The organism is Shewanella sp. 0m-6, assembly GCF_052977325.1.
Window position 1 is genome coordinate 1 of record NZ_JBRIMD010000052.1, and the last position, 11767, is coordinate 11767.

The window sequence follows — 11767 nt, forward strand, 5'->3', positions numbered from 1 at the left end:
CCCCAGAACAGTAAAACCAAGGCCTCAACGGTATGCCAAAAATAAAAATGCCGTTCACCTTAAGTGAACGGCATTACGGCATTAGCCGACCTTTTAGTTTCTATAGATTATACCGAATGAGCATTAATGCGCGTTATCAGATTGGTACTGATAATCAAATTTGGGCATTGACCACTTATAACGAATTGCTAGCATTCTAAAGCTAAAACCAAAGGTTAACGATATTGAAAGGTTAATCCACTCCGGCACGCCATAAAACTTCATTGCCACATAAGCCGCAGCGGTTAATAGTGCGACTAAAGCGTATAGCTCTTTCTTAAAGATAAGTGGTACCTGGTTACAGAGAATATCCCTAATCACACCACCAAATACGCCTGTAACGACACCCATAACGATAGCTATTTCAGGGCTAAAACCTAGCATTAAGGTTTTTTGAGCGCCAATAATTGAAAACACAGCCAAACCGATGGCATCGATGGCCAAAAATAGTTTAGACAGATGACGCATAACTGGTGCAATCATTACAGTGAGTAATGAGGCTGCAGCAATGGCAATCAAGTAATGGACATTTTCAATCCAAATCAATGGGTAGTTGCCGAGTAAAATATCGCGCAACGTGCCGCCACCTATGGCGGTAACACAACCTATTATGACTACACCAAACAGGTCCATCTGTTTTTTACCTGCAGCCAGTGCACCTGTCATCGCTTCGGCAAGAATACCGATAAGCCACAAAAAGCTGATAACTTTAACTTCTAACATAATTTGCACTAGCTAAATAAAAGGGAGACGATTTTCGCTCTTTTTACGATAAAAATACAATGATAAAAGATATGTTGTTGCATTATTTTTTCTAATGGTTGTTTTCTTGCTCCTGCCTAAAGTCTACATATTTGCTGGGTTTTGAGTTTTTCGGGATTAGATTTCTATTTTATTTGTATTCATGTTTGTTAAATTTAGGCGTTAGAGCTACAGGCTACGCTTTGCTGACTATTTTTTTATGTTTGTAAACTTTGCAATTTGAACTGGCAGTTCATTAAACGCCGCAGTAATATTAGCCTTTGTTTGATAATTCCAGATCAAGAGACTTGAGGTTAACAATGATTGATTTTCGCAGTGATACGGTCACTAAGCCTACGGCTGCTATGCGCGCCGCGATTAGTCAGGCTGAAGTTGGGGATGATGTTTATGGCGACGATCCAAGTGTTAACTACCTTGAAGATATGGCCGCTGAAATGTTTGGCTATGATAATGCACTTTTTACCTCTTCAGGGACTCAAGCGAACTTACTTGCGTTGATGGGGCACTGTGAGCGCGGTGACGAATACCTTTGTGGTCAACAGGCGCACAACTATAAGTTTGAAGGCGGAGGGGCAGCAGTTCTAGGCAGTATTCAGCCTCAACCCCTCACCAATCAGGCTGACGGTAGTATCTTATTAACGGATATTGAAGCAGCGATTAAACCTGATGATATCCACTTTGCCCGCACACGCTTACTGAGCTTAGAAAACACCATAGGTGGAAAGATTGTGCCGCAAGAATATCTTGCCTCGGCGCAAGCATTGGCTTTCGAGCGAGGTTTGAAAATTCACCTCGATGGTGCCCGTGTTGCTAACGCAGCGGTGGCGCAAAACATGCCAATGACAGAGATCACTCAGTATTTTGACTCGGTTTCAATTTGTCTTTCTAAGGGGCTATGTGCACCCGTAGGTTCTATTTTATTAGGTGACGAGCGCTTAATTACTAAGGCGAGACGTTGGCGTAAAGTGTTAGGGGGTGGTATGCGCCAGGCAGGTATTTTGGCGTCGGCAGCAACGCTGGCGCTAACAGAGCAGGTAGAACGCTTAGCTGAAGATCATGATAATGCCGCTTACCTTGCAACGGAGCTTGCGACTATCGAAGGCTTCGAAGTCGATATGTCACAAGTGCAGACTAATATGGTGTTTGCAGTGGTGAGTGACAAGATTGACACTAAAACACTTGCGCTTGATTTGAAGGCCAAAGGTATTTTATTGAGCCCAGGTAAAACCATCCGTTTTGTGACGCACGCGGATATTTCAAGAGCCGATATCACCCACTTTATTAGCGAGCTAAAGGGGCTGTTGAGCCGCGTTTAACTGGTCTGATTTTGCGGATGGAAAGATAAAAACCTAGGTCTACGCCTAGGTTTTTTTGTTATTAAACAGTCGAAGCCAAAGGGGATAAGGTATTAAGGGGGATGCGGTATTAATGCTGGTGGCCACTTTCACCACTAGATAGCTGATTCCCCTGGCTGTCATAAAAGCCAGAACTGCCGTGCTGAATAAATCCTTGGTGGATCATTTTTGCAATAAAAGGGTCTGACTCATTGTCACCAACATCGGCAAAGTCCATATCGTTATAATTTGAAATTAAAGCTGCAAAGGCATCAGATGAGAAGGGCTCTATTTCGGTTAACTGGTAACTGAACTGCTTACCTTTTTGTTGCACTGTCATCGTTACTGGCAGCATTAGTTTTGTCATCCAGACGAGATTGAGTGTATTACCTGCTAACTGACCTTCGTAGTGTGCTACCGCTTGGCAGCTTAGGTTGGCTGAGTGATGCGTTTCATGTTGTTCGGGGCTAGGTGCTGCAGTCCCATGCTGGGCGTTTGATAACTGCTTGATTAACTCCGGCGAAATAAGATGCGTTAACTGCTGTAAATCGAAATGCATGTTCAAAGATAATAAGTCACCCTTGCGATAGGTGATAGAACGCTGTTCTGTGGGAAAGTAACGCACATACTCACCTTGTTTATCCCACATTTCAAAGCTCGTCGGACTGCGCTGGTAAATGACTTTATCAGCGCTTCTAAGCAATGTTATTGTGCTTTGTTGACCAGATGCATTCGTGGCGCTGTAAGTCGCACTGAGGTGAGCGGGGTTAATTTGCTCACATTGTCTGGTTGGCTCGGCATTAGCCGTTGTGACATAGGCACTGAGAAAGCACAGACTCAATAAACGATTGAAGATTATCGCCTGTGATAACGGTTTCTTGGGGCGGTTTACATTGCCCTTAGAATGATTGGATTGCGAAATGAATGAAAACGGCATCTTGATTCCTATTAATGGTTCTTACTTAATGCTTCTTACTTAATGCTTCTTACATAATGAAGATGTTGAAGACTCGAATTCGAGAGTATTAAGGCATTAATCAATGCCACCGAGTGAACAAACCTCGGTGGCGATTAATGCCTTACCCTTGGTGTTTTATTGCGCCGCTTCAGCTTTTTCGACTAAGTTTCCAGCATGATTCATTACGTGAAATAGATGATTTTGCTCCACAGTACCTTGGATTAAATGCGCTCCAGGGCCGCTGGCAAAAATGGCAACATCTTCACCTGCGTGAGTTTCACTCCCTAGTGGTACTAATGCTTCTTGATGGAAACCTGCACTTTGGGTGTCGACATAGTTTAGATCGAAGCGCCCTGGCGCTGCAGCGTAGCCATAACGCTCATCGCCACCACTTGCGAGGTTGGCGTAACCTAGTCCATTGGCATAACCAACAGTGGTATAAGGTAAACCATTTGAGTCAGTAGCATTGGTCACGACGGGTAACCCGTCAGAACCATTACTTTTAACTAAGCCTAAAATTGGGTTACCGCGAGTGGGGTAGCCTGCAATGGTAAACACATGGCTGTGATCTGCCGTTACCATGAGAAGGGTATCTTTAGTCGATGTTTTTTCCATGGCGACACGTACGGCTTCTGACAGTGCAATGGTGTCATGCAGCGCACGGGCAGCATTACCTGCGTGGTGAGCATGATCGATGCGCCCGGCTTCGACAATCAGCACAAAGCCTTTGTCGTTCTTTTGCAGAATATCAATTGACTTGGCTGTCATTTCAGCAAGAGATGGCTCGCCACTAGCACCGTCAATGGTACGGTCAAGTTCGTATTCCATATGCGATGAGTTAAATAGTCCAAGTGCATGATCGGTCGTTGTTGGGTCGAGGTTTAAAAATTCATCTCGGTCGGCAACATAAGCGGCATTAGTGTACTTAGATAACCATTCACTGGTTAAGTCTCTGCTGTCTGTACGTTTACCTGACTTACCTTCAGGATCGGTCACTGTCGTTGGAATAAAGGCGCGGCGCCCGCCACCCATGACCACGTTTAGCCCTGTACCATAATCAAAATCCAGTAATTGAGATGCGATATCACTGCAACCATTGGCGATGGCTTCTGCAGGGAGGTCGGCATCACTTTCCCAATTACGTTCAGGGGCATGGGCGTAAGTGGCTGCTGGAGTGGCGTGAGTAATACGCGCTGTAGAAACAACACCTGTTGACAGGCCAGCCATTGCTGCAAGCTCTAAAGAGGTGACTAAGTTTTGGCCTTCGGTCGATGCACAGTTAGCGCGGGTAACACCTTCGGCTTGTGAAATCACCCCTACATCCGTTTTAACACCAGTGACCATTGCCGTCATAGTACCGGCCGAATCTGGTGTTTGACCGTCAACGTTATAGGTTTTGGCAAGACCTAGATAAGGTAAGGTTTCGAAAGACAATGAGTGCTCTTCACCGGTCTGGCCTTTTAGTTGGCCTTCTAAAATGCGTGCAGCAGTGACGGTTGAAACGCCCATGCCGTCACCTACGAATAGGATGATGTTCTTAGCTGCGCCTGATTGATTATTGATGCTCAGCCCTTGGGCTTTAGTGACGCGCGATTGGCCATCAACATACCATTGGTTGACGCTTGTCCAATCTTGACCATTATTGCCATCTTCGCCTTTATCACCGTCATCGCCACACGCGGCAAGTCCCAGCATGGCAGTTATTGATATTACCAGTAATTTCTTATTCATTTTAAACTCCATAAATCGGTACTAGTGCTGACTGTTTTAGTCAGTGAGAGTCATGTGTGAACACCGCTTATGGTTAGTCGTCATCGGATTGATCCGAGTACTCTAAACCGTGCAGCTTTTAGTCTTCATACTAAAAGCATTAGTGCTCATAGCTCATAGCGTTTAGTATTTGGTTCCGCCAAGCTCTTGGGCTTGATTGATGATGTGAAAAATTACGTTTTGCTCAATAACGCCTTGAACAAGATCTGAACCCGGCCCAGTTGCGTGCAGAGTAATATCTTCGCCGGCATGGGTTTCACTACTCATAGGCACAAGTGCCTGCTGCATAAACTCTTTATCTTGAGTATCAACCGAGCTTAAGTCATCACGCTGACCGACAACTGCGCCGGGGCCATTGGTGTAACCCACGGTGGTATAGGGCTTTCCATCTTGAGCAACGGCAACGCTGCCATCAATGTTGTGGACCAGACCTAAAATCGGGTTACCGCGCTTAGGGTAGCCTGCAATGGTAAACACGTGGCTGTGGTCAGCTGTGACCATGATGAGGGTCTCTTCTGGGTTGGTATTTTCAACCGCAGCTTGCACTGCATTAGATAACTCAACCGTATCCATCATGGCTCGGTAGGCGTTACCAGCATGGTGAGCATGATCGATTCTGCCTGATTCAACTATCAGTAAATAACCGTCTTCATTCTTGTTCAACAATTCAATAGACTTAGTTGTCATCTCAGTTAGTGAAGGCTCACCAGCGGTATCATTAGCGCGGTCAGCTTCATACTGCATATGTGATGAGTTGAATAAGCCAAGTAGGTGCTCTGTTGACGCGACATCAACAGCATCGAAACCTGCTTTATCCCAAACGTAAGCGGCATTACTTAGGTTGTCAGTCCAGACCTTGGTTAAATTTACGCCATCATTTCTGCGGCCAGATTTATCTTCACCGTCAATCATATCGCTGGGAATAAAGTTTCTACGTCCACCGCCTAGTGCAACGGTTAACGCATCCGCTTCCTCACGCATGACTAGCTGGTAGGCGATATCTTTACATTCGTTGGTTATCGCTTCATCGGGTAGATTTGAATCAGCCTCCCAGTTTCGCTCTGGAGAAGTGGCATAGGTTGCTGCGGGGGTTGCGTGAGTAATTCGTGCAGTAGTGACAACGCCAGTAGAAAGGCCTTTGGCATTGGCTAAATCAACCAAAGTAACTAACTCATTCCCTCTAGACGATAAGCAGTTTGCCCGAAGGCTAGTATCAGAAACTGATAACACGCCGGCTTTGGATTTTACGCCTGTCGCAATAGCAGTCATGGTGCCTGCTGAGTCGGGGGTTTGTTGGTTAGTATTGTAGGTTTTAACCAGTGCGGTTTTTGGAAACTTCTCGAAACTTAAGAAGTTTTCTTCTCCACCTTGGTTACCCGTTTGTCGCTGGCCTTCAAAAATACGAGCCGCTGTTAAGGTTGATACCCCCATGCCATCACCAACAAAAAGAATGACATTCTTGGCTTTCGGTGTCGTTGTTTGCTGGGTTTTATCGCTGACAAGTTTGGCACTATCTTTATACCATTGGCTGTCTGTTTGATTGCTAGGCAATACAGAGGCCGTTGCCGCTGCAGTTGCTAGACTACAAGAGATAATCACAGCTATTTTGTTAATATTATTCACTATTATCACCGTCAGTTAATAAGGTTTATATAAGGTTTCCTTGTGCGAGGTGATTGTCATGCAAAAGCATGACGGTATTGAGTCGGATTTATGTCGGTTTTGTTGCTTAAGCAAGTGTTCAGCTGTAAAGCGGGGCATAACGAGTTAAATTGTCGGAGCACTTTTTAGGGGCAAGCGGCGCCACATTAGTGCAATCACACTAATTGAATAAACCTTTGTGAACGGTAAGTGCTTGAATTTAATTGTTTACCATTGTCGGCGTTATTTTTGCTACTACTAAATAGATATTTAACTTATAGGGCAGCAAAATGAAATATTACAGTCGTCGTTTTATTAAACCTGAGCACTTAAACCCAGCTAACTTTCTTTTTGGTGGGCAGCTATTAAGTTGGATTGATGAAGAGGCTGCCATATTTGCTGGCTGTCAGATGAAAAGCCAACGTCACGTGACTAAAATTATCTCGGAAATCAATTTTTTATCACCTGCGAGGCAGGGAGATGTAATTGAATTTGGTTTAGAGCTGATAAGTGCAGGGGCTACCTCAATCACCATCTCTTGTGAGGTGCGTAATAAGCTCACTCATTTGCCAATCGTGAGAGTCGATAAAATTGTATTTGTGCATGTGAATGAAAAAGGGCAACCCACAGCACACGGTATGCGAGCCAATGCTGCTTAACGTCGAGGCTTAATCGTAAAGGCGAATAATTTGGAGAAAAAACAAAAGGCGCAATATTGAATATTGCGCCTTTAGCACGATAGAAACATCTTAATACTCAATATCAGTCTTCGCTAAGATCTTCTTTTACCGAGTTAACCGCATCTCTTGAGGCGTGGCCTATGGCGCGGGTGGTATCTCGAGTGGCATGGCCAATATCAGTTGTCACTTCTTTAGTGGTAGTGCCAATTTGACGTCCAGCGTCTTTCAATTCTGCGCAGCCGGTGAAAACGAGAGTGCAAAATAGCGCTGCTACTAAAGTTAACTTTTTCATAGGGGAGTTGTCTCTTTCTTATAATATTGCTGGCATCTTGCCAGTATTATCTAAGCTGCGCTAGGGCAGAACATCACGTTATCAGGGTAGCCTTCTAATAAAGGCTGATTATATTTTTTGTTTGGTGTTACTAAGCCGCTGTTTCTAACTTGAGAATTCATTGCTATAAATCGCCTGCACATACGCCGGCCGCAGGCCATGGGAACCACTTTAGTTGGAGGCCACTCTTAGCCTGAAGATATAGAGCTTGATGGACTTTGTTATCAAACGAAGTTTGATTTTGAAGTGTCGCAGAACTGAACAAGCCAACTCAAATTGGCAAAAAATGTTGCTGGTGCTATACCAAAATACCAGCAACATTCACAAAGCTAATTAGTGGAGCTTCAAATGTGGGTGCACTATACGGCTAATGCCTTTGGCTAACATCAATAGCGTGCCTTTTATTGGTCCATGAAGTTCAATAAGGTGTCTTCTATAAAGAGAGGTATAAACGAAGCGAGCAATCTTACCTTCTACCATTACGCCGCCACCGATAAATGACATCAAGTTACCTACCGTGTGGAACTTAGACAGGTTAACCAAAGCACCTAAGTCTTTATAGACATAGTTATTTGAGGCAGGTTTACCTGCTAATAATAACTTAATATTGTCTGCAGTCATTAGTGCCATTTGGCGTGCAGATTGACCACGTGGTGGTACCCAGCTGCCATCTTCTTGAGGACATGCTGCGCAGTCGCCTATCGCGAAAATAGCGGGATCGCGTGTGCTCTGCATATTTTGTTTAACCATGACTTGATTAATATGATTGCTTTCAAGGCCGCCGATATCTTTTAAGAAGTCTGGCGCTTTAACACCTGTAGACCAGATCACCATATCTGAAGGGATAAATTCGCCTTCAGATGTGTGCAGGCCATCTTCTGTGACTTGATTGATACGAGTATTGGTCATCACTTTGACACCAATAGCTGTCAGTTCTTTTGCGACTGAAGCTGAGATCTCTTCCTTTTCAACCTTAGGTAAAATGCGCTCATCGGCTTCAATCAGGGTAATTTCTAACAGGCTACTATCGATTTTATAGCCGAAACCACGTAACTGATCGACCGCATGGTGCATCTCTGCAGACATTTCTACACCGGTTGCTCCAGCACCTACGACCGCAATCTTGATTTTGTCATCTAATTGATGGTGGCTTGCGTAGCGCATGAACTTATTTAACAGCATGGTACGAATTTCCATTGCTTGTTCAGTGCTATCTAAAAATACACAATGATCACGAACACCCGTAATATTAAAGTCGTTAGCAATGCTGCCAATAGCAATAACTAAGTAATCGTAGTCAATACGACGAGCCGGAAGTAATTCATAGCCTTTATCGTCATTAATAGCCGCAAGCGTGATCTGTTTAGCTTCTCTATCTAGCTCTGTCATCGCACCTTGCTGGAAGTGGTAACCATGGCTCGCTGCATGGCCTCGGTAGCTGATGGCATCGATACCAATGTCGAGCGCACCCGTTGCAACTTCATGCAGAAGGGGTTTCCAAATATGGCTTTCAGCGCAATCAACTAATGTGACTCTGGCTTTGCCTTTACGTCCCAGCTGATGACCGAGTTTGGTGGCGATCTCCATACCACCAGCGCCGCCACCTACGATGACAATATTTGGCATTTCATGCATGATTTTTATAATCCTTAATCAGATAAAACTGAAAATAAATCTAGGGTGTAGTGAGTAATACAATTGGCATTGGTTTTAAGGTATAAACAGTTTTATATTAGTAGCTTAAGGTTAATTGCTAATTGTTTTACATACAGAATAGTTTTGATGAGAAAACCAGAAAAGTGTAGCAGTAGATATAAAAAACGGCAATTAGAGGTCTAGAGAGTTAAAACCTAAGAAAAGAGAAGGTGTTCTTTTTTATCTTGTTGTATTTTATGACTTTTAATTTTTTGTTTGAGCGTTTTTATGGCTTTCTTTGGCTAAAGCTAACTCGTGATTTGTGAGCTGAACAAGGGGAGGAAAGTCAGAAGTGTGAACTTGCTCTTTTATGGAAGTAAAATATAAAGCGGCATGCTCTAGAGTCTAATCACTAAAGCATGCCGGCAATGATTAAAGCTTGCTTAAGCGAGACTTATAATCTTCGATAACATGCTCCATGATTTCTTGTACCGATGTGTCTTTAGTCTTGTTATCCATAAACACTTTGAAAGTCACTAATGCATGCTTGTCATCGTTGAGACGGTCATTTTGCATGGCGAAGTAGGCTTGCTCTTGCTCACACTCTCTGACGACAAACCCTTCATGTTCAAATAGTCGGTTGCCAGAATGGCCGTGCCATTTAGTAATTCTATCTAGTGCGATTTCGCAAGAGCGGTTGAGCTCAACATGGTTTCGCCAGCTAGTTGGGTGTGCGGGATCCTTAACGTGAGGACATCGGACTGTGTAGTTGTATACATGAGAGATTGCTGTCATAAATTACCTACCTGTTCGCTGTGACTAATGCCATCTTAGGCATCGTTTTTAATCTTGGTCAACCACCTAGGTGGCTTGAGCGTACTTTCTGTGTAGTTAGAGCAAAGATGGGTTAACTCAATATCTACTAATTCTATAGCGCTTTAATATAACGCCTAGTTAACACTCTAGTTGCTGTACCTATTGTTTACCATGACATTTGGCTTAATAACCTTGTTCCAGATCTCACTTTTATCGATACAGGTAAACTAAGTAGTCGCTTTGGCTAATAAAGCATCAGTTGAAGTGTTTGTATTGTTGATTGTTAAGCAGCGGAGTGAATTGGCCTTAATCAGGCTTCACGTATTAGTTATGTTGCCTTGTTTGATGTTCTGTTGCGAAAAGGTATCTTTTGTTGGTGGGTTAAGCCTATAATTTCAGGATAAAAATATAGCGCAGACCCTATCTACCTGGAGGCTTAAATGGCCGGTTCAACAGTTTCAAACCTTAAGTTGTGGATGTTAATTTTTAGCACCACGGCACTCACAGCCTGTGGTGACGCGCCCGCGCCGCAACAAGCCATGTTGCCTAGTGTTATTGTCAACACCGCTCATACACAGTTGATAACACCTAAATCAGAAATTGTTGGCCGAACTAGGGCATCAGAAGATGTGATTATTAAGTCACAGATCCAAGGTCAGTTACTCAAGCGTAGCTTTATTGAGGGTGATGATGTTACTGCGGGGGATCTATTATTTGAAATCGATCCATCGACCTATGAAGCAGAATTAGCGCAGCAAAAAGCAGTATTAAAGCAAGCGGTTGCATCAAGGGATGTGGCTGTTATGAATTGGGAACGTGGCCGTCGGTTATTGCCTGATGGCATGATCAGTGCGCAGGATATGGATGAACTCACCAGTCGAAAATTGACCACCGCAGCTGGAGTGGTTCAAGCCGAGGCTGCCGTGCAGTCCGCAGAGCTACAATTAAGCTATACCAAGGTATATGCACCAATATCTGGGCGGATCAGTCACTCAAAAGTCAGTACCGGCGACATTATTACCCCGCAATCTGAAATGGCGAGTTTAGTGCAGCTTCAACCTATGTGGGTTAATTTTCAAGTCGCAGAAAAGAAGCTGATCACTGCTCAACAAAACTTCTCTAAGGCTGTCGATAGAGACGTAAAAATTACTGATATTGTTATGCGCCTTAGATTACCCAACGGCACCATGTTCAATGAAGTCGGCTATATCGACTTTGTTGGCAATCGCGTTGACGCGGCTACCGGGACTTTACCTGTTCGAGCCACGTTTAAAAATGATGACAAGCTGATGCTTCCAGGTTTGTTTGTCACCTTAGTGATTGAATCACCCATCACCGAAAGTGCACTACTTATCCCTCAAGCTGCAGTGCAGGAAGATCAACAAGGTCGTTTTGTTATGGTGCTCAATGAGCAAGATGAAGTTCAAAAACGTATTGTTGAGCTGGGTGACCGTTTCGGCGTTGAATGGCGTGTATTGGGTGGTTTAGTCGATGGTGAACGCATTGTGGTAGAAGGGCTGCAAAAAATTCGTCCAGGCATCAAGGTTAATCCAGTAGAGCAAGAAGTTGTTCCTTTCAAAGAAGATGAAAAATAATAGCCGGAGCAGTCAAGATGAATGTATTTATTCACATCTGCTCCGTGATCCCTTTTGGGGTCTTCGACGAGCAACGCCTAGATTTGATTGGGGAATGTCATGATTAGCGAATTTTTTATTAAAGCAGGAGCCCTAAGTTTGCCGCTTTTGGCGGGAGGGATTTCATGATTAGTGAATTTTTTATTAAAGCAGGTGCCCTAAGTTTG

The 11767-nt window shown here is 44.0% G+C and carries 10 protein-coding genes; 3 read left to right on the top strand and 7 right to left on the bottom strand.

Going from position 1 to position 11767, the window contains the following annotated elements; all coding sequences use genetic code 11:
- Positions 1–123: 123 nt before the first annotated feature.
- Positions 124–762 (bottom strand): trimeric intracellular cation channel family protein, encoded by a 639-nt coding sequence (locus ACVBJC_RS20065; protein ID WP_447162685.1) that lies wholly within the window; start codon positions 760–762, stop codon positions 124–126.
- Between the two features lie 338 nt (positions 763–1100).
- On the opposite strand from ACVBJC_RS20065, the gene ltaE reads away from it, so the two are divergent.
- Positions 1101–2117: a low-specificity L-threonine aldolase gene (ltaE, locus tag ACVBJC_RS20070; RefSeq protein WP_447162684.1), complete on the top strand. Its 1017-nt coding sequence runs from the start codon at positions 1101–1103 to the stop codon at positions 2115–2117.
- Between the two features lie 109 nt (positions 2118–2226).
- On the opposite strand, the gene ACVBJC_RS20075 is transcribed toward ltaE, so the two are convergent.
- From ACVBJC_RS20075 to ACVBJC_RS20085, 3 genes are all read right to left on the bottom strand, one after another.
- On the bottom strand, positions 2227–3072 hold the full coding sequence (locus ACVBJC_RS20075; RefSeq protein ID WP_447162683.1) for a hypothetical protein: 846 nt from the start codon (positions 3070–3072) through the stop codon (positions 2227–2229).
- 156 nt (positions 3073–3228) lie between these two features.
- A complete protein-coding gene (locus ACVBJC_RS20080; protein ID WP_447162682.1) occupies positions 3229–4824 on the bottom strand; it encodes an alkaline phosphatase in 1596 nt (531 codons plus the stop codon).
- Positions 4825–4986: 162 nt separating this feature from the next.
- Positions 4987–6492 (bottom strand): alkaline phosphatase, encoded by a 1506-nt coding sequence (locus ACVBJC_RS20085; RefSeq protein WP_447162686.1) that lies wholly within the window; start codon positions 6490–6492, stop codon positions 4987–4989.
- Between the two features lie 302 nt (positions 6493–6794).
- Between ACVBJC_RS20085 and ACVBJC_RS20090 the strand changes: the two genes are divergently transcribed.
- Positions 6795–7163, top strand: a complete 369-nt coding sequence (locus ACVBJC_RS20090) for an acyl-CoA thioesterase (RefSeq protein ID WP_447162681.1) — start codon at positions 6795–6797, stop codon at positions 7161–7163.
- 103 nt (positions 7164–7266) lie between these two features.
- Here ACVBJC_RS20090 and ACVBJC_RS20095 read toward each other — a convergent pair whose 3' ends face one another.
- The 3 genes from ACVBJC_RS20095 to ACVBJC_RS20105 all read right to left on the bottom strand — a co-directional run bounded on the left by ACVBJC_RS20095 (position 7267) and on the right by ACVBJC_RS20105 (position 9945).
- The gene (locus ACVBJC_RS20095; RefSeq protein WP_442529678.1) at positions 7267–7476 is read right to left on the bottom strand and encodes a hypothetical protein; all 210 of its coding nucleotides are present in this window, start codon (positions 7474–7476) and stop codon (positions 7267–7269) included.
- Between the two features lie 372 nt (positions 7477–7848).
- Positions 7849–9150: an NAD(P)/FAD-dependent oxidoreductase gene (locus ACVBJC_RS20100; RefSeq protein WP_447162680.1), complete on the bottom strand. Its 1302-nt coding sequence runs from the start codon at positions 9148–9150 to the stop codon at positions 7849–7851.
- A 432-nt stretch (positions 9151–9582) separates the two neighbouring features.
- Entirely contained in the window at positions 9583–9945 is a 363-nt protein-coding gene (locus ACVBJC_RS20105; protein ID WP_447162679.1) for a cytoplasmic protein, read from the bottom strand.
- A gap of 461 nt (positions 9946–10406) precedes the next feature.
- Between ACVBJC_RS20105 and ACVBJC_RS20110 the strand changes: the two genes are divergently transcribed.
- A complete protein-coding gene (locus ACVBJC_RS20110; RefSeq protein ID WP_447162678.1) occupies positions 10407–11561 on the top strand; it encodes an efflux RND transporter periplasmic adaptor subunit in 1155 nt (384 codons plus the stop codon).
- Positions 11562–11767 lie beyond the last annotated feature (206 nt).